This window comes from Pleomorphomonas sp. T1.2MG-36, assembly GCF_950100655.1.
GTDB lineage: Bacteria > Pseudomonadota > Alphaproteobacteria > Rhizobiales > Pleomorphomonadaceae > Pleomorphomonas.
In genome coordinates, this window is the sequence record NZ_CATNLY010000012.1 from 882,329 (window position 1) to 902,906 (window position 20,578).

Annotated in this window: 20 protein-coding genes; 15 read left to right on the forward strand and 5 right to left on the reverse strand. The window is 65.1% G+C overall.

Going from position 1 to position 20,578, the window contains the following annotated elements; all coding sequences use genetic code 11:
• Window positions 1-32: 32 nt before the first annotated feature.
• From QQZ18_RS10950 to QQZ18_RS10975, 6 genes are all read left to right on the forward strand, one after another.
• Window positions 33-1,172, forward strand: coding sequence for an ABC transporter substrate-binding protein (locus tag QQZ18_RS10950; protein WP_284540913.1), 1,140 nt, complete (start codon window positions 33-35; stop codon window positions 1,170-1,172).
• 72 nt (window positions 1,173-1,244) lie between these two features.
• Window positions 1,245-2,063: an ABC transporter permease gene (locus QQZ18_RS10955; protein ID WP_284540914.1), complete on the forward strand. Its 819-nt coding sequence runs from the start codon at window positions 1,245-1,247 to the stop codon at window positions 2,061-2,063.
• On the forward strand, window positions 2,060-2,914 hold the full coding sequence (locus tag QQZ18_RS10960) for an ABC transporter permease (RefSeq protein WP_284540915.1): 855 nt from the start codon (window positions 2,060-2,062) through the stop codon (window positions 2,912-2,914). Before QQZ18_RS10955 ends, QQZ18_RS10960 begins: the two co-directional genes overlap by 4 nt.
• A gap of 9 nt (window positions 2,915-2,923) precedes the next feature.
• A complete protein-coding gene (locus tag QQZ18_RS10965) occupies window positions 2,924-3,976 on the forward strand; it encodes a LacI family DNA-binding transcriptional regulator (protein ID WP_284540916.1) in 1,053 nt (350 codons plus the stop codon).
• Window positions 3,973-4,788: an inositol monophosphatase family protein gene (locus QQZ18_RS10970; RefSeq protein ID WP_446728628.1), complete on the forward strand. Its 816-nt coding sequence runs from the start codon at window positions 3,973-3,975 to the stop codon at window positions 4,786-4,788. Before QQZ18_RS10965 ends, QQZ18_RS10970 begins: the two co-directional genes overlap by 4 nt.
• A gap of 10 nt (window positions 4,789-4,798) precedes the next feature.
• Window positions 4,799-5,554 (forward strand): phosphodiesterase, encoded by a 756-nt coding sequence (locus tag QQZ18_RS10975; RefSeq protein ID WP_284540917.1) that lies wholly within the window; start codon window positions 4,799-4,801, stop codon window positions 5,552-5,554.
• Between the two features lie 7 nt (window positions 5,555-5,561).
• Here the strand turns inward: QQZ18_RS10975 and QQZ18_RS10980 are convergent, their stop codons facing one another.
• Window positions 5,562-6,479 (reverse strand): MurR/RpiR family transcriptional regulator, encoded by a 918-nt coding sequence (locus QQZ18_RS10980; protein WP_284540918.1) that lies wholly within the window; start codon window positions 6,477-6,479, stop codon window positions 5,562-5,564.
• A 195-nt stretch (window positions 6,480-6,674) separates the two neighbouring features.
• Between QQZ18_RS10980 and QQZ18_RS10985 the strand changes: the two genes are divergently transcribed.
• The 7 genes from QQZ18_RS10985 (at window position 6,675) to QQZ18_RS11015 (ending at window position 12,738) form a co-directional block, all read left to right on the forward strand.
• Window positions 6,675-7,628: an ABC transporter substrate-binding protein gene (locus QQZ18_RS10985; RefSeq protein ID WP_284540919.1), complete on the forward strand. Its 954-nt coding sequence runs from the start codon at window positions 6,675-6,677 to the stop codon at window positions 7,626-7,628.
• Window positions 7,629-7,865: 237 nt separating this feature from the next.
• On the forward strand, window positions 7,866-8,645 hold the full coding sequence (locus tag QQZ18_RS10990; protein ID WP_284540920.1) for an ABC transporter ATP-binding protein: 780 nt from the start codon (window positions 7,866-7,868) through the stop codon (window positions 8,643-8,645).
• The gene (locus QQZ18_RS10995) at window positions 8,642-9,394 is read left to right on the forward strand and encodes an ABC transporter permease (protein ID WP_284540921.1); all 753 of its coding nucleotides are present in this window, start codon (window positions 8,642-8,644) and stop codon (window positions 9,392-9,394) included. The genes QQZ18_RS10990 and QQZ18_RS10995 overlap by 4 nt, the downstream gene beginning before the upstream one ends.
• Window positions 9,391-10,146, forward strand: a complete 756-nt coding sequence (locus tag QQZ18_RS11000) for an ABC transporter permease (RefSeq protein WP_284540922.1) — start codon at window positions 9,391-9,393, stop codon at window positions 10,144-10,146. The genes QQZ18_RS10995 and QQZ18_RS11000 overlap by 4 nt, the downstream gene beginning before the upstream one ends.
• A gap of 110 nt (window positions 10,147-10,256) precedes the next feature.
• The gene (locus tag QQZ18_RS11005; protein ID WP_284540923.1) at window positions 10,257-10,838 is read left to right on the forward strand and encodes an AAA family ATPase; all 582 of its coding nucleotides are present in this window, start codon (window positions 10,257-10,259) and stop codon (window positions 10,836-10,838) included.
• The gene (locus tag QQZ18_RS11010; RefSeq protein WP_284540924.1) at window positions 10,835-11,428 is read left to right on the forward strand and encodes a nucleoside 2-deoxyribosyltransferase; all 594 of its coding nucleotides are present in this window, start codon (window positions 10,835-10,837) and stop codon (window positions 11,426-11,428) included. Before QQZ18_RS11005 ends, QQZ18_RS11010 begins: the two co-directional genes overlap by 4 nt.
• A gap of 257 nt (window positions 11,429-11,685) precedes the next feature.
• The gene (locus QQZ18_RS11015) at window positions 11,686-12,738 is read left to right on the forward strand and encodes an AI-2E family transporter (RefSeq protein ID WP_284541032.1); all 1,053 of its coding nucleotides are present in this window, start codon (window positions 11,686-11,688) and stop codon (window positions 12,736-12,738) included.
• Between the two features lie 45 nt (window positions 12,739-12,783).
• On the opposite strand, the gene QQZ18_RS11020 is transcribed toward QQZ18_RS11015, so the two are convergent.
• Genes QQZ18_RS11020 through QQZ18_RS11035 form a run of 4 tightly spaced genes read right to left on the reverse strand, consistent with a single transcriptional unit; the run spans window position 12,784 to window position 15,983 of the window.
• Window positions 12,784-13,467 (reverse strand): glycosyltransferase family 2 protein, encoded by a 684-nt coding sequence (locus tag QQZ18_RS11020; protein WP_284540925.1) that lies wholly within the window; start codon window positions 13,465-13,467, stop codon window positions 12,784-12,786.
• Complete coding sequence (locus tag QQZ18_RS11025) at window positions 13,464-14,042, reverse strand: DedA family protein (protein ID WP_284540926.1); 579 nt, start codon at window positions 14,040-14,042, stop codon at window positions 13,464-13,466. The genes QQZ18_RS11020 and QQZ18_RS11025 overlap by 4 nt, the downstream gene beginning before the upstream one ends.
• The gene (locus tag QQZ18_RS11030) at window positions 14,035-15,177 is read right to left on the reverse strand and encodes a ceramide glucosyltransferase (protein WP_284540927.1); all 1,143 of its coding nucleotides are present in this window, start codon (window positions 15,175-15,177) and stop codon (window positions 14,035-14,037) included. Before QQZ18_RS11030 ends, QQZ18_RS11025 begins: the two co-directional genes overlap by 8 nt.
• Window positions 15,174-15,983, reverse strand: a complete 810-nt coding sequence (locus tag QQZ18_RS11035) for a UDP-2,3-diacylglucosamine diphosphatase (RefSeq protein ID WP_284540928.1) — start codon at window positions 15,981-15,983, stop codon at window positions 15,174-15,176. The genes QQZ18_RS11030 and QQZ18_RS11035 overlap by 4 nt, the downstream gene beginning before the upstream one ends.
• A gap of 371 nt (window positions 15,984-16,354) precedes the next feature.
• Here QQZ18_RS11035 and QQZ18_RS11040 point away from each other — a divergent pair, with 371 nt between their 5' ends.
• Together QQZ18_RS11040 and QQZ18_RS11045 are read left to right on the forward strand one after the other, a co-directional pair.
• Window positions 16,355-18,712, forward strand: coding sequence for a helix-turn-helix transcriptional regulator (locus QQZ18_RS11040; protein ID WP_284540929.1), 2,358 nt, complete (start codon window positions 16,355-16,357; stop codon window positions 18,710-18,712).
• Between the two features lie 207 nt (window positions 18,713-18,919).
• Window positions 18,920-20,485: an ABC transporter substrate-binding protein gene (locus QQZ18_RS11045; RefSeq protein ID WP_284540930.1), complete on the forward strand. Its 1,566-nt coding sequence runs from the start codon at window positions 18,920-18,922 to the stop codon at window positions 20,483-20,485.
• Window positions 20,486-20,578: the final 93 nt, after the last annotated feature.

Genomic DNA, 20,578 nt, shown 5'->3' on the forward strand with positions numbered 1-20,578 from the left:
CAAGATCTGACGATCGAAATCGGAGACGCGTCATGAACAAGCTGTTGCTCAACTCGACGATGGCGCTTGCCATCGTGGCTTCGCCGGCCGGCGCCGCCGAGCTGACCGTGATCACCGCCGGCGACCAGAACATGGTCGACTACATCAACGATTACCTGGCCCCGCTGTTCGAACAGCAGAATCCGGGCAACACCGTCCGCGCCGTCGGCACCGGTCCCGGCGACGCCGGCTCGCAGAAGATCGTCGAGCGCTTCGACGCCCAGGCCAAGGCCGGCACTGCCACCTGGGACACCGACGTCGCGGTCGTCCACGAGAAGTTCGCCGGCCCGATGGTGCAGGCCGGCTATCTCGAGGCCTACCGGGACAAGATCGCCACCGGCAAGCTGGTGACGCGCGCCAACGCCGACAATGCCCTGGGCACCGAGGTCAAGGGCTACGTCATGCCGATGTTCAACAGCCAGACTGCCATCGCCTACAACCCTTCGCTGGTTCCCAACCCGCCCAAGAGCTACGCCGAGATCGCCGAGTGGGCGAAGGCCCATCCCGGTCAGTTCGGCTACAACGGCATCAAGGGCGGCGCCTCGGGCGTCAGCTTCGTGATGGGCTGGGTCTACGCCTTCTCGGGCAGCGATGCCCAGAAGCTGATGTACGGCCCGTTCGACAAGGCCGAGGAAGCCAAGTGGGATGACGCCTTCGAAAGCCTCAAGGCGTTCACCGAGTCGGCCACGCTGACACCGGGCAATGCCGGCACGCTGGATCTCCTGTCGCGCGGCGAAATCGCCCTGGGACCGGTGTGGGTGGACATGTTCTACTCCTGGCAGGCCGACGGCCGCTTGCCGCCCGAGCTGAAGCTGCTGCTTCCCGCCCCCGGCATGCCCGGCCAGCCGATGCACTACGTCATCCCGGCCAAGGCGCCGAACAAGGAACTTGCCGAGAAGTTCGTCGAGCTGGCCACCTCGCCGAAGGTGCAGGCCGAGGGCATCGTCAAGAAGTTCAACTGGTATCCGGGCATCGACGCCGACAAGGTCAAGGCCGAGCTGGACGACGCCACCTGGAACAAGCTGTTCGTCGACATCACGCCGGCCGATCTCGCCGAGAAGGGCAAGCCCTTCCCGCTTGCCCCGTACAACACGGCCATCCTCGAAGCCTACGAAGCCAAGGTCGCCAACTGAGCCGCCACCAATCCATGAGGCCGCCCTGCCCGGCGGGGCGGCCTTCTTCACCAATGCTTTCCGGACAAGCCGATGGCACGTCTTCTCGGCCCGGTGCTGGTCTCGCCGGCACTGGTCGTCATCCTCCTGCTCTTCATGCTGCCGCTCGCCGCTTCGGTGATCGGCGCCTTCGAAGTGGACGGGGCCTACGGCCTCGGCAACTTCGCTAAGGCCTACGATCTCTATACTCAGGACATCGTCTTCACGACGGTGATCGTTGCCCTCTCGGCCCTCCTGACCGGCGGTCTCGCCATCGCCATTGGCGGCTATCTCACACTCGGCGAGAACCCCACCGCCGTCGCCATCCTGCGCTGGCTCTATCGCTGGCCAATGTTCATCCCGTTCATCGTCGTCGGGCAGATCCTGCGCACCTTCCTTGCCAAGAGCGGCCTCCTGAACTCGACGCTCATCGCGCTCGGACTCATCGATCCGCTTTCCGCCACCAGCTATCTCGACTGGCGTGGGATCGTCATCGCCTTCGTCTGGAAGCAGACGCCCTTCGTGGCGCTGATGGTGGCCGGCGCCATGGCCTCGCTCGACCGAGGCACCATCGAAGCGGCTCGCAACCTCGGCGCCTCCAGGCTTCGCATTCTCATCGAGATCGTCGTGCCGCAGGTGACGACCACGCTGCTGGTCGGCCTCGTCTTGTCCTTCGTCACGATGATGGGCGTGCTGTCCGTGCCGCTGATGATCAACGCCCAGGCGCCGACCATGATCACCGCCGACATCGCCTTCCGCCTCAGCACCTACCGCGACTATGGCGTCGCCAATGCGCTCGGTCTGATCTCGCTGGCGATCAGCGCCGTCGCGGCCTGGTTCTATCTCCGCATCAACATGAGGCAGGGCCGATGAGCGCGACATCCACGTCCCCGGCCGTGCCGCGTGGGTTCGATTCCCTCAGTGGCTTCCTCTGGTGGCTACCGCGCGCGGCCGTTCTCGGAGCGCTGGCCTTCGTCATCTTCGGGCCGCTTCTCAACATGCTGGTCTGGACGGTGGCCGAGCGGTGGTACTTCCCGCATACGCTGCCGGTCGATTACGGCTTCAGCTACTGGAGCCGGGTGTTCGCACCGCGCGGCAACGCACTGCAATCGCTCGTCGCCTCGATCGGCATCGCGCTGTTCACCGTGGCGGGGTCGCTGGCGCTCGCCATTCCCGCCGGCTATGCGCTCGCCCGCCTAAAGCTGCCGCTGAGGGGCCTTGTGTTGCTCGCCTTCCTGCTGCCGCAGGCGTTTCCCAACCTGCCCGTCTACGTCAACATCGCAAGGCTGTTCTACGAGATCGGCCTCAACGGCACCGTCCTTGGCGTCGTGCTGGTGCACGTGACGCATGGCCTCGTCTATGCGGTCTGGATCGCCGCCGCCGCGTTCTCCGCCGTCGACCGAGATCTGGAACTCGCCGCCCGCAACCTCGGCGCCTCCGGCCTCAAGGCCTTCGCCGACGTGACGCTGCCGCTCGCCGCGCCCGGCTTGATGGCAAGCGCCATCTTCGTCTTCCTGGAGTCGCTCGACGAGTTCACCGGCAGCTACTTCGTCGGCGCGCCGGATGTGACGACGCTGCCGCTCCTGCTCTATTCGGCAGGAGCCGGCGGCAACTACCAAGTCGCCTCGATCACCGCGCTGCTGCTGCTCGTCCCGTCCATCGCCTTCATGCTGGTGGTGGAGAAGTTCCTCCGCGCGGATGTTCTCGCCAAGGTAGGACAGTAGGCTTCCGCCATGACCGACACTCTCAACGGCAAAGCCCAGCCCCCACCCCGCTTCGTGAGCGCACGCGACGTCGCCGAACTCGCGGGCGTATCGCGGTCGGCCGTCTCGCGCGCCTTTACGCCCGGCGCTTCCGTTGCGCCGGAAACGCGCGAGAAGATCATGGAGGCCGCCACCCGTCTCGGCTATCAGGTCAACGACCTCGCCAGAGGGTTGCTCGCCAATCGCAGCCGCATCGTCGGCCTGGTTGCCACCAAGCCGGAGGTCGGCTTTCGCGCCCACCTGACCGCGGCGCTGGCCGCCGTACTGATCCGCCGTGGCTCGGTGCCGGTGCTCATCAACGCCGGCGAGACGACAGAGGAGACCGAGGCGGCCCAGCGCACGCTGTTCGGCCACCGCGCCGAAGCCGTGATTGTGCTGTCGGGCTCGCCACCGTCCTCCTTCATCGAGCTCGCCCGGTCGAACGGCCTGCCGCTCGTCGCCATCGGCCGCGAGGCACCGGAAATCGACCTCGTCCAGACCGACAATGCCGCCGCCGCGCGTGCGCTTGCCGCAGCGTTCATCCGGGCCGGGCACCGGCGCCTGGCCTTTGCCGGCTCGGAAAGCGGCACGCCGGCCATCGTCGAGCGCGAACAGGCGTTCGTCGCCGAGGCGCGCCGGCTGGGGGCCGTTGTCGCCGTGGCGCGAGGACCGGACACGGACTACGCGGGCGGGCTTCTAGCGGCCGAACGCCTGTTCTCGACAGACGAGAGGCCGAGCGCGATGTTCGCCGTCAACGACCTCGTCGCCTTTGCGCTGATCGACCACGTGAAGACCCGGCTCGGCCTGCGCGTCCCGGAGGATGTGGCTGTGGTCGGCTTCGACGACCTGCCGGAGGCCGCCTGGCTCGGCTATCGCCTCTCCACCTTCCGGCAGGACCCGCTGGATCTGGCCGAACGGGCGGTGGCGCTGCTGGAGAATCGGGCCGCCAATCCGTCCACCCCGCCTGTAAGCCTGCGTATCGAGGCCCGGCTAATGATCCGCGACACCTTCCGGCCAGCGGCCGATGGAGGACCTCTACCGTGAATATCCCATATGACGTCCGCATGCGTCTCGATCTCGCCCGCAACATCATCGGCGAGGCCGGCCGGTTGGCGCTGGGGCACTTTGCCGACCGCGCGCATCTTGCCATCGACGCCAAGCTCAATGGGCAGGACGTCGTCTCCATCGCCGACCGGGCCGTCGAGGAACTGATCCGCTCGTCCGTCGCCGCCACCTTCCCGGACGACGGCTTTCTGGGCGAGGAATACGGTCTCCAGGATAGCCGATCCGGCTGGCGCTGGACCGTGGATCCGATCGACGGCACCAGTTGCTTCGTCCACGGCCTGCCGAACTGGTGCATTTCGATCGCGCTGTCCGATGAACATGAGCAAACACGCTTCGGCCTGATCCTGGCCCCGGTGACGGGCGACCTCTATGAGGCCGTCTCGGGCGAAGGCGCCCGCCTCAACGGCGATACGATCCGGGTCGACGGGCAGGCCAGCCTCGGTACCGGCCTCGTAGGCCTTGGCGCCAGTCATCGCGTCGCCGCGCTTGAGATATCCGCCGTGCTCCATGCGCTGCTCGAGAGCGGCGGCATGTTCGTTCGCTCCGGCTCCGGCGCGCTGTCGATCGCCGAGGTCGCCGCCGGACGTCTCTGTGCCTATTACGAGCCGCATATCAACGCCTGGGACTGCCTCGCCGCTCTGCTGATGGTCCGCGAGGCCGGCGGCTTTACCGCCGAGTTCCCAGGCGAAGGACGATCCCTTCTTCAAGGCGGGCCGGTGTTGGCCGCCGCGCCCCAGGTTGCCCGGCCGCTCAGGGAACTGATCGCCCGAGCCTGCCAGCGCATCTCCTGAGGACATGACCATGAAGCTGATCCAGATCACCGATCCGCATCTGCGTGGGGATGGCAAGCCGATCTGCGGGCTGGACCCGGCGGCCAACCTCGCCAAGGTGATCGCCGACATCAACCGCCATCACGCCGATGCCGACCTCGTCGTGTTCACCGGCGACCTTTCCGACGACGGCTCGCCAGCCTCCTATCGGTTGCTCGCCGAGCTTCTGGCGCCCCTGGCTGCGCCGTCTCGCCTGCTGCTCGGCAACCATGACGACCGCGCGGCTTTTCGGGCCGTTTTTCCGGATGCGCCGGCCGAGGAGGGCTTCATTCAGTCGGTCGTGCGGACGAGCCCCGTTTCGTGCCTGTTCCTCGACACGCTCGACGAGGGTGCCGTCGCGGGTCGGCTTTGCGAACGTCGTCTAGCCTGGCTCGACCGGCAGCTCGGCGAGGCACCCGCCCCCATACTCGTCTTCATGCACCACCCGCCGTTCGATATCGGCATGCCGCCGCTCGACGCGGTGAAGCTTGCCGACCCCAAGGCCTTCGCGGGCGTTCTCGCCCGCCACGGCAACGTCCGCCACATCTTCGCCGGGCACGTGCATCGCCTGTGCTCCGGAACCTGGAACGGCATGGCCATCAGCACCGGGCGCGGCACCAACCACCAGACCGCGCCGCTGTTCGGCGCCAAGGACTTTGCCGTCGGCTTCGAGACGCCCGCCTACAACGTGATCCTGATCGATGGGGCGGACATCGTCGTTCATGCCCAGGAAGTCGGCCCGGCCTGAGCCGGCTCTATTCCTCCGGCGACCAATCGGGACCGGTGCTGCGCATCCAGGGATAGGCGAAGCTCGCGAACTTTTCCGCCACCTCGGGCGCCCCCGGCCGCTGGCGCGCAACGGCGGCGATCAAAGCCTCGATCAGCGCGAGGATCGCCGTATCGGACGGCGGATGCATGGAGTGGTAGGCGGTCACGAAAAGGGTCTGATCCGCCAGCGGGACCAGCGGGGAATCGAGAAAGTCGGTGATGGCCAGAACGGGGATGCCGGCCCGCCTCGCGTAGCGCGTCATCACGATGGTGTCGCGCATGTAGAGTGAGAAGGCGATCGGGATCAGCAGATCCTTCGGACCATATTTGAACAGCTGCCGCGCCACGCCGACCATGCCGCCGCCGTTTTCGGGGCTGCGCGTCGGAATGCCCGTCATCTCCAGCCCGCAGGCGAGCATTCCCGCAAGCTGGGCGGCGTTTTCAAAGCCCAGCACGAACACTTTCTCGGCCCGCGCGATCATGTCGACGGCCCGTTCGGTCGCTGCCGGATCGAGGGAGCGCAGCGTCGCCTCGATGTTGGCGATATCCTCCCTGAGCGACGCCTCCAGCACTTCGAAGGCGCTGCCCGCCTCGGCCCGATGCCGTTTCATCGCATCGACCGGCTCGAACAGCTTCTCAAAGCCCCGGATGAGCTCGGCGCGGAACTCGGCATAGCCGGAAAAGCCGATAAGACGCGCGAAGCGGTTGGCGGTGGCCACCGACACGTCGGCGCCCACGACGGCCTCGTGAATGCTCATGCGCGCCACCTTGAGAGGTTCGGCCTTCACGAGGTCGGCGAACCGCCGCACGGCTCCGGTCATGTCGCCATACTTGTCGGCAATGCGCCGGGCAACGGCCGTGGTGTCCGGCAAACGCCCAAGAGGGTTTGACTGAAATTGCGGCATGGTTGCCTTTTCATCGTGCTTGGAGTTTTAGTAACATATGCTAGCCTTGGATGTAACAAAAAATACAATTCGCTTGCCGCCGCCAGTCTGCCTTCAAGGAAAGGACGCTTTTCGATGCCTGCCGACCCTGTCTTTTCGCCGATGTTGAGCCGCCGCCAACTCCTGCGCGCGTCCGCGGCTGCCGGCCTTGCAACAATGCTGCCGGCTTCCGTGGCCTTCGCCGCCACACCGCTCAAGCTCGCCATGGGCTGGGTACCCAATGTCGAGCACGCCGGCGTATGGATCGCCCTGGAGAACGGATATTACGCCGCCGAGGGAATAGACTTTAGCTACAGCCCCGGCGGACCGAATGCCCCCGACCCGCTCGTCGTGCTGGAATCGGGCAAGGCGCAGTTCGCCGCCAGCGACTGGCTGCCATTCATCGACGCCTACGAGAAGAACAACGATCTGGTCATCCTGGCCTCGGCCTTCCCGACCAGCCCGGCGGCCCTGCTCTCGCTTGCCAAGAAGCCCGTACGCGAACCCAAGGACCTCGTGGGGGCCCGCATTCTCGGCCAGACTCCCGCCAACAAGACCATCGTCGAGATCATCCTGCGCAACGCCGGCCTGCCGCTTGAGTACACCATGGTTCCCACCGGCTTCTCGCCGGAGCCGCTGCTGGCCGGAGACGGCGACGCCTATTTCTGCTTTGCCACCAACCAGCCGATCACGCTGGAGAAAATGGGCATGGTCGAGGGCAAAGACTTCTTCGTCACCTTGCAGGATACGCTCGGCTACAAGGCGCCCGGTGGCGTGCTGGTCGCGCACAAGTCCTTCGTCAAGGAAAACCGCGCGGCCATCGTCAGCTACTTCAAGGCCTACATCAAAGGCTGGAAGGAAAACGCTAGGGATCCCAAGGTCGCGGCCGATCTGGCGGTCAACAAGTTCGGCGCCGATCTCGGGCTCGATATGGACCAGCAGATCCGCCAGAACGAACTGCAGATTCCCCTGACCAAGGCGGCGGGCTCCGACAAGCTGTTCTGGTTCGATCCGGCCCTGGTGGACGGCCCGATGGCGGAGGTTGCTCGCCTGTCCGGACACAAGGACGTGCCGCCGGCCAAGGATCTGATCGATCTCGGCCCGCTCGAAGAGGCGCTCGCCGCCAGCTGAACACGTCCCGTCAACGACACCCCGCCGGCCCGCCCTAGTGGAGCGAATTTGACATTTGAGTCCCGCCTGACATAGAGCGCTCGCTCAAATGTCAAATTCAAAAGCTCCACAAGCCCAATAACTTGCTAGTGGTTCTCTTGACCGAGACATTTGCTCTGAGGCCAGTATCAAGCGGATGCAAATGTCTCGGTCGAACCACTAGGGGCCGACGAGGGCGTTCGCAGATCGCAGGCATCCATGTCCGACAAGCCCGCCATTCGCATCGATCGCGTCAGCAAGACCTTCCGCCTCGGCGACGGGCAGGAGCTGACGGCGCTGGTCGATATCGACCTGACCATTGCTCCTGGCGAGTTCGTCGCCCTGCTCGGGCCGTCCGGTTGCGGCAAGAGCACGATCCTTCGTCTCGTGGCCGCGCTGGAAGGGGCGACGGCCGGTCGCGTCACCATCGAGGGCAAGGCACCGGCCGAGCTTTGCCAAAGCCATCGGCTAGGCGTGGCGTTCCAGGATCACGCGCTGCTGCCCTGGCTCGACATCGAGGCCAACGTCGCCCTGCCCTTCCATCTGGCCGGACGATCGGTCGACAAGGCGCGGGTCAAGGACCTGATTGCCCTGGTCGGTCTGGCCGGTTTCGAGAAGGCCCGCCCCAAGCAACTGTCGGGCGGCATGCGCCAGCGCGCCTCCATCGCCCGCGCCCTGGTGCTGGAGCCCGAAGTGCTGCTGCTCGACGAACCGTTCGGCGCCCTTGATGCCGTCACGCGCCGGCAGATGAACGTCGAGTTGCAGCGCATCTGGAGCCGCCACCGCATCACGACGCTTCTGGTCACCCATTCCGTCGACGAAGCCCTGTTTCTCGCCGACCGCGTGGTCGTGATGAGCGGGCGGCCGGGCCGGGTCATCCTCGACCTGCCGGCTCCCTTCGCTCGCCCGCGTGCGCCGGCCGTGATGCGCGAGCCGGCATTCCACGATCTGGTCGACAGGCTGACCGAAGCACTGGAGCCGGAAGGAGCGCCCGCATGACCTCCGCCCGCAGCCAGTCCTTCGTGCTGGGATTGATCGGCATATCGCTGTTCCTGATTGCCTGGGAGGTGATCGGCACCTATCGCCTCGCCGGCCTCACCTGGCCGCCATTGTCGACCGTGCTGGCCTTCCTGACGACGCCCGCCAAGTTGCCGCTGTTCGGTCGGGCCGCCGCCGCAAGCTTCACGTCGGTCGCCATAGGCTACCTTTGCGGCGCTTCTGGCGGCCTCATCCTGGCGCTTGCCAGCCACCTGATCGCGCCGGTCCGCCCCGGTCTCGACCGGCTGGTCGCCGTCATCCATGCCATTCCGTCGATCGCGCTGGCACCGCTGTTGATCGTGCTGGCCAGCGCCGATGCGACACCGCCCATCATTTCGGGCCTCGGCGTCGGCTACATCTTCTACGTCGCCGCGACTTCGGGGCTGTCCACGGCAAGCGCCTCGCATCGCGACCTGTTCGCCGTGCTGGGCGCGAGCCGGCTTTCGGTCACGCTGAGGCTCGACTTGCCGTCGGCGCTGCCGGCCATTGCATCCGCCATGAAACTGTCGGTGCCGATCGCCTTCATCGGCGCCATCATCGGCGAGTGGTTCGGCGCCTCGCGCGGCCTCGGCCTCCTGATCGTCTCGGCCATGCAGAACTTCCAGATTCCGCTCCTTTGGAGCGCCGTGCTGATCACGGCCGTTGCGTCGCTCGCGATGTTCGCCCTGTTCAGCCTCGCGGAACGCCTCATACAGGAGCGCATGCGATGATCGCCGTCGTCTCCATCGCCAATCTGCTGCGCCGCTACTGGGCCGTGGCGCTGATCGTGGCGGGCTGGCAAATCTGGGTTTCGGCGACGGGCCTTTCGTCCATCGTGCTGCCGGGCCCGCTGGCGGTCGCCAAGGATTTCGTCGGCGACCCGCTGAGTTATGCCGAACCGGCCGGGCGGACCTTTCTCGTCGCCGTCGTCGGTCTGCTGCTCGGCTTCCTGCTGGGGGCGGGCCTGGCGATACTCAGCTGGTCGTCGCGCATCCTGAACGGCCTGCTGACCCCGCTCGGCCTGATCTTCACATCGATCCCGGTGGTGACGCTGATCCCGATCATCGCCCGCCTTCTCGGCTATGACGTCAGGACGGTGGTCGCCATCGTTTCGTTGATCTGTTTCTTCCCCGCCTTCGTTTACGTCGGCGCCGGCCTCAGGGCCCTGCCGCCGGGCAGCGACGACCTGTTCCGCGTGTTCGGCGGTTCGCGATTTCAGCGGTTCACCCGCTTGGTGTTGCCGTCGGCGGTGCCCAACCTGATGCTGGCCTTCCGCCTGACCGCGCCCGAAGCCGTCCTCGCCGCCGTCGTTGCCGAGTTCCTGATGGGGACCGACGGCCTGGGCTACATGTTCCGCAAGGCAGCCGGCGAGTTCGATACCGAGCGGGCGCTCGCCACCTCCCTGATCGCCACCATCACCTCGGTGGCCTGTTTCGGCTTGGCGCTTGCCGCCGAGCGTCGCGTTCTCCGTCGCTGGACCTAGCCATCCGGCGCGACCAAAGATCATCCGGACACCGCTTTGACACAACGGGCGCTGGATCGAACCGCGGGCGGTTTGACCTCCCGCATCAAGACAGTGAAAGGACAGACAAGATGGTCAAGGTTCAGCAGCCCCCCGATCCGTGGCAGCGCACCACAACCGAGCACGGCTTCTTTGCCGACGAGGTCATCTCCGCCCTGCAGAAATGCACGAGGCGGGGCATGACCGACAACGTTCTGCTCCTCGGCTGGGAGATGTTCATCACCAGCCCGGAAATGGAGGAGATGATGTGGTCGCGCCTCTGCGTGATGGCGGTGGAGGACATCGGTTTCGGCAATCCCAATGCGCCCGTCCTGATCGAGACGCTCTACCAGCAGCACAAGCGCTATCCGCGCCCGGCCGGTGATCGCTTCCTGTTCGCCGCCCACGCTATCCGCGTCCTGACCAAGAGCGAGAAGGACCGCACCTCCGACGACATGGTCAACTGGGCGAAGCGTTCCATCGAGCTCGGCGACAATCTGCCGGAAATCCCGGACGTGGCGCTCGACATGCATACCCGGCGCGGCCAGGAGATGGGCCGCGACTATCTGTTCTTCATGTCCGAGGCATCGAAGGTCGTCCCCGAGATCAAGGACAAGGAGCAGAAATACAAGGACTGGATCATGAAGGCGCTCTCCGACGGGAGGCTGACGTGAGCCGGCCGCGCGCCTATCTCGCCGGGCCGGAGGTGTTCCTCACCGAAGGCGCGGCGATCATCGCCGCCAAGAATGACCTCGCCCTCGCCTACGGCTTCCTGCCCAACGGCATTGCCGAGGACGAACTCGACCCGACAGGGCTGTCGCTGTTCGAGTTCGGCCACCGCATCAGTCTCGCCAATGAGAAGGCCATGCGGGCGTCGGACCTGATCATCGCCAACCTGACGCCGTTCAGGGGCATCTCGGCCGACATCGGCACCGCGTTCGAACTCGGCTTCATGTGCGCGCTCGGCCGGGCGGCGTATGGCTACACCAACACCATACGCCCCTATTTCGAGCGCCTCAGGGACGACTACTACCAGGGGGCCATCGCCAAGGCGGCAGACGGCGCAACGCGTGGCCCCGACGGCATGATGGTCGAGGATCACGGCATGGCGGACAATCTGATGATCGACGGCGGCATCGAGACGCTCGGCGGCATCCTCGTCCGGCGGCAGGTCGAACAGGACCGCATCTGGTCGGACCTTTCCGCCTTCGAGGACTGTCTCAGGGCGGCGGCCGTTCGTTTCGGGCTGGCCGTTCCGGCCTGAACGCCTCGCTTGAGGTGTCCGAGCGATAGAGAAAGCGTGGCGGCGTCGACATGGGCGCCGCCATGCCTATTTCGTCGCGCAATCGCCCGTTGCCAAGCCGCCCCGCCCAATCCTTGTGTTGTCCGGATCGAGCGTCTATCCTTTTCTTTCGTGATCCTTCTTCACGGCAATCGGCAATGCGGCTGGGCGGGCATGGCGCCACCAACCGATCAACCTTTCGGTCATGCCCCGGAGGCAACCGAAACCGAGGACGCACGATGCAGGAAAGACGGGTTCAGCAGGCAAGCTTCGTCGTGCTGTTGGTACTCTCGTCGGTCGCGTTCATTTGGCTGGTGCTCCCCTTCTACGGCGCGATCCTGTGGGCGGTCGTCCTCGCCGTCCTGTTTCATCCGTTCCACAGAGCCATCGCTCTTCGGCTGCATCCGCACCGGAACATCGCCGCCGGAATCAGCGTTCTCGCCTGCGTCTTCGTCGTTCTCGTCCCCGCCGCATTCGTCTTCACGGCGGTCGCGCGCGAGATTTCGAACGTCTACAATTGGCTCTCCTCGCACAACATAGACCTGGCCTCGCTGGAGGAGCGCATTCGAGCGGTGTCGCCCTCCTTTCTCCTCGAAGCCTTCGACCACATCACTCTTGGCTCGGTGGACGAGCTGCAGCAGCGCTTCAACTCGATCCTGGGACAGGTCACCCAATGGGCCGCCCCGCAGGCCCTCGGCATCGGCCAGGGAGCAGCCCAGCTGATCGTCGTCGGCGGCGTGATGCTCTATCTTCTCTTCTTCCTTTTTCGCGACGGCGCCGGACTGTCGGTTGCCATTCGAAAGGCGAGCCCGCTGGCAGATCAACAGACGGACCGGTTTCTGAAGAAGTTCTCGGACGTGATCACGGCAACCGTCAAAGGCAATGTGGTGATCGCCATCATTCAGGGGGCGATCGGCGGGATCGTGTTCTGGCTTCTGGGCCTCAACGGCGCACTCCTGTGGGGCGTCGTCATGGCGCTCTTCTCCCTGCTGCCGGTGATCGGCGCGGCCGCGGTCTGGGTTCCCGCCGCCGGCTATCTTCTGCTGTCGGGAGAGGTTGCCAAAGGCGTGGCACTGATCGCGGCGGGCGTGCTGGTCATCGGGCTGGTCGACAACCTCCTGCGGCCTCCGCTGGTGGGAAAAGGCGCGCGGATGCCGGACTACGTGATCCTCATCTCCACGCTCGGCGGCATCACGCTCATCGGCGTCAACGGGTTCATCGTCGGCCCGCTGATCGCAGCCCTGTTCATCACGGTCTGGTCCATGGCGTCGGACAGATCGTCCTTGGAATAGCCGCCCCGCTTGAAGGACGGCGTCGTCAAAGACGGAACGCCACGGTCACGACGCCGCCAATCGGCGCAACTGACGGATCTGGCCGACGAAGCCCATGACGCCGATGGTGCGGGCGATGTCGGCGAGCATGCCCGCATCGGCGAGCAAGCCGCGCCAGAGGCCGCGCTTGGCGGCCTTGGCGGGGCTTGCGACATCCGGCCACTGGACGATGGCGATCGGCCTCCCCGTCGCGACGAGAAGCTCGTTGAGGAAAACCTCGAAGCCGAACCGGCGGAGACGATCCAGCGAATCCAAGCGATCGGCGATCAGCGCCATCGGCAGTACGCGCTCGCCGGAAATGTAGTCGATGCCGATGCGCCGCCAAACCCAGGGCGCATTGCCGCGCAAGGAGACCGAAGCGTAGGCGGTCCCCGCCGCCACCGGCGTGATCAGCGAACTGATGACGGCCGGCGTCAATCCGAGAAGGTCGGCATCGATCAGCACCACATGACTCGTGCGAACGGTTTCGAGACCGAGGCGAAGCGCGCGCGTCTTGCCGCCGTTGCTCGGCGCGCGAAGCAGCTCGGCGCCGTGTCGCAAGGCGACATCGCCGGTACCGTCGGTCGAGCCGTCGTCGACGACCACGACCCGTTCGAAGCTCGGGTGGCCGACCACGGCGGCGAGGACGCCGGGAAGGCGCTCCGCCTCGTTGAATGCCGGAATGAGGCACGTGAAGCTCTGGCCGGTCATCGGCGAACTCGTCTGCGCCGAAGATAGATGATGGTGAACAGGCCGAGGACAAGCGCCAGCATTATCAACGCCGCCTCGCCCGACAACCACTTGGCTATGGTTTCGTAGGCACTGCCGAACAGGTAGCCGAGAACCACGAAGAACAGGCTTTTCGGGATGCTCGCCAAGGTGTTGGCGACAAGGAACTCCATGAACGGCATGCGGGCCGCGCCGGCGGCCGTCAGGGCCGCGAAACCGGCGGCGTGGGTCAGCTTGGCCGCGACGAGGATCCGGGTTCCGTTGCGGCGGAAGCCGCGCATCAGATGGAAAAGCCGCCGTCGCGACAGGCCCAAACGGTCGCGCCATCTGGGGCTGAGACTGCCGAGCGCCAGCCGGCCGAGCAGATACATCAGGCAATCGCCGACGATATCGGCGATGATAACGCACGGAACGATCAGCCAGAGACTGAGGATCGACAGGCTGGCCAGATAGCCGGCAATGACCGTGACGATCGGCCCCTCAAGGACGGCAAGAGGCGTCAGCACCCACAAGCCATAGCTCGACATCATCGAGACGAGCTCGGCGTGCTCAATCATGGTCCACCAGGACCGGTGTCATGGGCTCGTCGGAACCGTGCGGCGAAATGGCATTGCCGCGCCATTCGATGTCGCGCTTCAGGAAGGTTGCCAGCCACAGGGCCGGCAACAGCAGGTCCCGGAGCGGCAAAGCCAGGATGTCGCGCCAGGCCGAGGGCCATCCGGCGCGCCGCATCAGGATCAGTTCGGCGCCATACCAGATCACGGCGATGGCCGGCAGCAACACCACGGACATGTCAAGCCGCGCAGCGGCGACCGCCGCCAGAGCGAACGGAACCATGGGGCCGTTGAGCGGTTCGACGGCGAACAACAGCGGGAAGCCATCGCGGCGGACGCGGCTCCAGCGCAGTTGGCGATTCCAAACGTCACGAAGCGATCGCCGGCCGATCGGCTGGGCAAAGGGCAGAGGCGTCAGCCGCACCTTGAGACCGGCGGCATGCACCAGCTTGGTCGCGTTGACATCCTCGGCGAGGTATCGGCCGAGAGCTTCCAGCCCACCGGCCTCGTTCAGCATCTTGCGATTCCAGAACAGCGTCTTGCCTTGAGCAAAGCCGTTGCCGAGACTGTCGGAGGCAAGTTGCAGGCGCGCCTGATTGCCGTTGAGAAAGGCGCATTCCAGCGAGCCGGCCAGACCTTCGGGGCGCTCGCCCACCGGTGGCGATGAGACGAGGCCGGTCTCCTCGTCCCAGGACGCAACGACGGTGCTGAGATAATCGGGCGGCAGGCGCAGATTGCTGTCGGCCATGCAGACCCAATCGGTCTCGGCCGCCTGCCAGCCGGCCCAGAGGTTGTTGAGCTTGGGATTGCGGGTAATCCGCCGTTCGCCGACGAAAAGACGGGCCGGTCGGTTCGGATGCTCGGCGATCAGTTCGCGAAGCAGCGGCACCGACGGATCGTCCTCCGAGGGAGCGCAGAAGATGACCTCATAGTCGGGATAATCCTGGGCGAACGAGCTCGCCAGCGTTTCCCTGTCGAACGCCTCCCGACCGCAGACAGGGCGCAACAGCGTCACCCGCGGCGTGCCGATGGTACCTTTCCGTGACGACCGCCGACGCAAGCGAAAGAGATAGAGGCTGACGGTGAGGAGATGGGCGGCTAGCAAGGCTGCGGCAAGAACGATCACGGCTTCTGTCATGCGTGGGCCACCTGGGCTTCAGTACGGAGGCCTGAGCCGACTGCCGACAAGGCCCGGCCATCGACCAGATGCAAACGACCATTGTAGTCCTCGGATAGACAAGTCATGCTTGTAACCCAGTCGCCACAATTGGCATAGAGGAGACCGTGGCGGTCATGCAGGCCAGCCATATGATAGTGGCCGCAAATTACGCCGTCGATGCCGCGTTGGCGAGCCAGGTCGACCAAACGACGCTCATGCCCTCGTCCGAAGTGAAGCGCGGTGTTGACCGCTGCGAACGCTCTGTCGATCTTCCCGCCCCAGACCGGTGCGCGACAGTCCTCGCTCGGCACCACGGCCGCGCAGATCAGGCGGGCAAGACTCTCCAGATAGGTGCCGATGCGCGTCAGAAGATGGCTGCGGATGAAAGCCCGGTCCTGATGGTGGCCGTGGACCACCAGATATCGCCGGCCATCGGCCGCGACATGAACAACCTCATCACAGGCCTCGACCGGCAGACGTCGTCCGCTCGGAACGAGAGATGGCGCCGGATCGTGATTTCCAATGAGATAAATGAGCCTGGCTCCTTCCGAATGCCGTCGGCGAAGGTGCTCGATCACCGCGTCGCAGGCCGTGGGACGCGCCAGGGAGAACGGCACGCCGGCGTCGAGAATGTCACCGACGAGCATGTAGGTGTCGGCCCGGTTGTGCTCAAGGAAGCGGAGAACCAAATCGGCGCGCGCTCCAATCGCACCGAGGTGCAGGTCGGAGAGAAACAGAGTGCGGTGGCGGCGGATCGGTGCCTTCTTGGGGGCCGGGTTGGACAAGGCGCTCTCCTTCAGTTCCTGCATCTTCCCGATAGACAGAAGATCGGCTGATTACCCGCCAAAGAAACTTTGCAGGATGATGACGGTTCCACCGGAATCGACGATCCAAGCCCCGCACGCCCACTAAGCACACAGGAATATTCAGCCAGACCGGGGGAATACAATTCCACCGCCGCAAATCTGCAATACTATGCTCACTGACCAACTCGTGACCGAGACTATGATTGTTGCAATACGGTGACATTGCGGCACCCAACTGCAACGGACGTCCTCCTTCGATGAAATGGATGTGATCGACCAGCAGGAAGATGCCTTGCCCTGCGGGCGAACATGTTCTTTCTTGCGCCTCCGGACAGGACGGGAGCCCCAGCTTGAACATCTGCGACATCAGGAAGCAGCGCCTGCTTGGCCTCGTCGAGGCGCGTGACGAGCCGCTGGTCCTGGTCGAGGCCATGGCCGGCATGGGGAAGTCCCGTCTGCTGGCCGATCTTGCCGTGGCCGAGAAAGCTCCCATCGCACGAGACGGCCGCCCGCCCGAGGCGTCCGATCGGCTTCGCCTCTGGGACGTACCATCCAATGCTCTTGTCGAGCCGCTGAGCGACCTCGCCGGCGGTGGCCAGTTGGTGCTCGCCAAGCGCCCGGCAAGCCGGCTACCCGGCCTCGATCGGCTCGTCGCCTTCGGCGCCGCATACCGGCTGCCCGACGCGGCGCTTCTCTACCAGACCGAGGAAATGACTGCCGCCTTCGGCGAGGCGAAGGGGACGGAGGTCGCGGCAACGACCGGCGGCTGGCCGCTGCTGATCGACGCGGGCGGCGTCCGTTCCATCGAGCCGGCCGTCCTCATGCGCTTCATAGCCGACGAGATCCTGGCCGAACTGCCGGCCAAGACGCTCGTCCGTCTTGCCATGATGCTCGCAGGACGCAGGGTGGCCGATGTCGCGCCGCCTCATCCACTCGCCCGCCTCGATGCTTCCGGCGCCTGGACGATCGGGGGCACCGCGCTCTATACTCCGCTCGCCGATGCGCTCGTGTCCGAACAGGGCCGCCGCATCGCCGACCCCGATCTGCGAGCGGCATTGGCCGAGGCGAGCCGGGAGCTGGGGTCCGCCACCGAAACCATCCTCGACATGCAAAGGGCCGGCGAGTTCGACGCGGCCGAGCGCCTGCTGGAAGCCGAACACAGCTGGTACTTCCTCTATTTTCACGGCGCGGAAGCCTTTGACGCGGTTCTCGCCGGCTTTCCCGATGAGGCGAGCCACCAGAGCGATACCGTTGCCTTCTGTCGGGCCTTGCAGGCGCTGAAACACGGCGAGGTTTCCCTCGCCCGGCGTTTGCTGGCCGACCGCTTCGGCAGCGAGACGCTCGATCCGGCCCGGGTCCTCGGCGATCGCAAACGCTACTCGGTGGAGTTCCGCAGCTTTCGCCTCGTCATGCTGATTTATGAGGACATCCCTCTCACCGACGAACTCCTGCACCTCGCCTTTGCCATCCTGGCCGACCTGCCGCTCGAGGCCCATCTTCTGAGGGGCAGCATCTACAACGCCATCCTCGAATTTTACCTCCGCTCGCGTCGATTTGCCGAAGCGGACGATGTGGCCGAGAGGGCGCTGCGCCACTACCGGATTGCCGGGGCCAGCCTGCTCGCCTTCTACATCTCGTTGCATCTCGCCATCATGCGCCTGATGGCAGGTGACGCCAATTCCGCCGGCGAATGGGCGGACGAGGCCGAGCGCGACATCGCCAGTCTCGGTTTCGACAGTCCTCACGACCGGCTTCTCCTCAAGCTTCTCAAGGGATGCGTCGGCTACGAAGCGGGCAACGACGAGGCGCTGATCCTGTTTCTCAATCGGGATCTTGAGCTGTTCTCGCATGGCGAAATCTGGCCGACCCTCGTCGAGTTCGCGCTGCAATACGGCAGCCAGGCCCTGTCGCGACGCTATTCGATCATCGCCGCCCGCTCCTTTCTCGACCGCTGGCGCGTTTACCAGGTCCAGAATCGCCAGTTCCAGATGATGATCGACAGCCGGGAAGTGACGGTGATGCAGAACGGCAACCGGTGGCGCGAAGCCGCCGACCGGCTTGCCCAGCTGCCGACGACGGTGACGCAGGCCGTCGCCTCGAATGCCCGCCTGCTCGCCCGCCTCAGCCATCGCGACGAGATCGCCGTCGCGCTCTGCTGGCTCCGGCACATGGTCTTCGAAACGCCGACGCGGGCCGAGCTCGTCGAGTGCCTCGCCGCGATCGAAGCCAATTTGGCGCTCACGGCGCGTCAGCGGATCGGCGTGCAGATCTGGAGCGCCTATGTTTTCAAACGGCAGCGCGATCTCAGCCGGGCGCGCGCCCAACTTCAGGCGACGTTCGAGACGGCGGCACACAACGGCTGCGTCGGCTCGCTGTCGGAGGAACTGGTGTTCCTCGCCGACCTGCTCGCCAACCGCCGTATCGCCGATTTCCTGTCCACTGTGAGCGAGGCGCGCCAGGTGTTGCGCCGCCTGCGCGATTTCGGCCTCGGCAATTCGGGCCTCGGGACCCGCAACGGCCTGTCGCGCCAGGAGACCAAGGTGCTGATCATGGTCACCGAGGGCGCCTCCAACAAGTTCGTCGCCAAGATGCTGCAGATTTCGGAGCCGACGGTGAAGTTCCACCTCGGCAACGTCTACCGCAAGCTCGGCTGCCGCCGACGCAAGGAAGCGATCGCCGCCGCCCGTGCGCTTGGGCTCGTCAGCTAACTGATCGACACGCCCGAGACCCAAGACCTATACCATTTTGCGCAAAACCTATCCGTCTGGTCACTTGAGAACCGTTCTCGGCTTTCGCAACATCGTCACAAGTCAAGAGGCGAGAAACGTCCGAAACGACCGCGACCAAGGATGGGGCCCTGTTGCCCGGTCCGACAACCAGCGGCGGCTCAAAACCAGCAAGAGGGGTCCCAACCAATGAACCGCAAGTCCCGCATTCTTTCGACAGTCCTTGTTGCCGCCGCCGCCTCGGGGCTGGCTGGCGGCGCAACCCAGGCCAAGACGGTCGTCACCATGAACACCGTGCAGATCTTCGGCACGATCGACCCGGCCAAGATCTCCGACTACACCGACTACATGGCGGCGGTGAACCTTTACGACGGCCTCGTCAACGTCGACCCGGCCGGCAACCTCGTTCCGGAGCTTGCCGAAAGCTGGACGGTCTCCCCCGATACCAAGGAAGTCATCTTCAAGCTGCGCGCCGATGCCAAGTTCTCCGATGGCACCCCCGTCACGGCCGCCGACGTCGTCTACTCGGTCGAGCGCCTCCTGAAGATCAACCAGGGGCCGGCCAATCTGTTCGCCGATGTTCTGAAGCCTGGCGCGGTGACCGCCGTTGACGATCATACGGTGAAGTTCACGCTGTCGAAGACCTTCGCGCCGTTCCTGTCGACGGTGCCTGCGATCATGGTGCTGAATTCCAAGGTGGTCGAAGCCAATCTCGGCAACGACGACGGCCAGACCTATCTTGCCACCCACGTCGCCGGAGCCGGCGCCTATACGCTGACGAGCTGGGACCGCGGCTCGCAGATGACCATTGCCCGCAACCCCGACTACTACAAGGGGTTCGGTGCCGGACCGATCGACGAGGTGCGCTGGATCATCACCAACGACGAAGCCACCGTGCGCTCGCTGGCCGCGTCGGGCGAGTTGACCATGTCCTCGCAGTACCAGTCGCCGGAGACCTACAAGGCTCTCGAAGCCATGGGGCGCTTCAAGATCGTCGCCGAGGACACTCCGACCGCCTTCTATCTCAAGCTCAACTCCAAGGTGGCTCCGACCGACGACCTGCATATCCGCAAGGCCATCGCGCTTGCGACTGATTACGCAACCATCCGGGACGTCATCGTGCCGGGCGGCGAACTCAACGGTCCGCTGCCGAAGAACTTTGCCGATTTCTACGCCGGCGATCTGCCGGCTCCCAAGTACGATATCGAAGCCGCCAAGGCGGAGATCGCCAAGTCCAAGTATGCCGGGCAGAAGATACCGATCACCCTCGGCTACGTCGCCGGCACCAAGTTCGAGGAAGAAATCAGCCTGCTGATGCAGGCCAATCTCGAACAGCTCGGGTTTGTCGTGAAGCAGCAGGCCGATCCCTGGAACCGCATCACCGAACTCGCGAGCAAGGTCGAGACGACTCCGGCTGTCAACCAGATCTTCTTCTCGCCGACCTACCCCTCGCCGGACTCCATGTTCTTCACGCAGTATCACTCCAAGGCCGCCGGCACCTGGGCGTCCATGGAATGGTTGCAGGACCCGGAGGTGGACAGGCTGATCGACGACGCGCGCGCCACGACCGACAAGGCGGAACAGGCGACGCTCTACAAGACGCTTCAGCACAAGCTGGTCGACCTGCAGGCCGACGTGTTCCTGCAGACCCAGACGGTGCAGCACGCCATGGACAAGTGCCTCGACGGGTTCAAGGCGGTGCCGATGCAGTCCTTCGACTACGACTTCACCAAGTATAGCTGGACCTGCCAGTAGGCGAGCCGGGCAACTGACGGGCTCCTGACGCCCGTCTCGTGAGTTCGCGGAAGTGCCCCCTGCTTCCGCGACCGTTGGGCCGGTGCGAAAACC

Bases quoted from the DNA above. Each gene is read 5' to 3' on its own strand.
- QQZ18_RS11025 (WP_284540926.1), bottom strand. From the start codon at position 14,042: ATGATTGAGCACGCCGAGCTCGTCTCGATGATGTCGAGCTATGGCTTG.
- QQZ18_RS11005 (WP_284540923.1), top strand. From the start codon at position 10,257: ATGGTCAAGGTTCAGCAGCCCCCCGATCCGTGGCAGCGCACCACAACC.
- QQZ18_RS10950 (WP_284540913.1), top strand. From the start codon at position 33: ATGAACAAGCTGTTGCTCAACTCGACGATGGCGCTTGCCATCGTGGCT.
- QQZ18_RS10965 (WP_284540916.1), top strand. From the start codon at position 2,924: ATGACCGACACTCTCAACGGCAAAGCCCAGCCCCCACCCCGCTTCGTG.
- QQZ18_RS10985 (WP_284540919.1), top strand. From the start codon at position 6,675: ATGCTGCCGGCTTCCGTGGCCTTCGCCGCCACACCGCTCAAGCTCGCC.
- QQZ18_RS10975 (WP_284540917.1), top strand. From the start codon at position 4,799: ATGAAGCTGATCCAGATCACCGATCCGCATCTGCGTGGGGATGGCAAG.
- QQZ18_RS10990 (WP_284540920.1), top strand. From the start codon at position 7,866: ATGTCCGACAAGCCCGCCATTCGCATCGATCGCGTCAGCAAGACCTTC.
- QQZ18_RS10955 (WP_284540914.1), top strand. From the start codon at position 1,245: ATGGCACGTCTTCTCGGCCCGGTGCTGGTCTCGCCGGCACTGGTCGTC.
- QQZ18_RS10995 (WP_284540921.1), top strand. From the start codon at position 8,642: ATGACCTCCGCCCGCAGCCAGTCCTTCGTGCTGGGATTGATCGGCATA.
- QQZ18_RS10960 (WP_284540915.1), top strand. From the start codon at position 2,060: ATGAGCGCGACATCCACGTCCCCGGCCGTGCCGCGTGGGTTCGATTCC.
- QQZ18_RS11000 (WP_284540922.1), top strand. From the start codon at position 9,391: ATGATCGCCGTCGTCTCCATCGCCAATCTGCTGCGCCGCTACTGGGCC.
- QQZ18_RS11015 (WP_284541032.1), top strand. From the start codon at position 11,686: ATGCAGGAAAGACGGGTTCAGCAGGCAAGCTTCGTCGTGCTGTTGGTA.
- QQZ18_RS11030 (WP_284540927.1), bottom strand. From the start codon at position 15,177: ATGACAGAAGCCGTGATCGTTCTTGCCGCAGCCTTGCTAGCCGCCCAT.
- QQZ18_RS10980 (WP_284540918.1), bottom strand. From the start codon at position 6,479: ATGCCGCAATTTCAGTCAAACCCTCTTGGGCGTTTGCCGGACACCACG.
- QQZ18_RS11045 (WP_284540930.1), top strand. From the start codon at position 18,920: ATGAACCGCAAGTCCCGCATTCTTTCGACAGTCCTTGTTGCCGCCGCC.
- QQZ18_RS11020 (WP_284540925.1), bottom strand. From the start codon at position 13,467: ATGACCGGCCAGAGCTTCACGTGCCTCATTCCGGCATTCAACGAGGCG.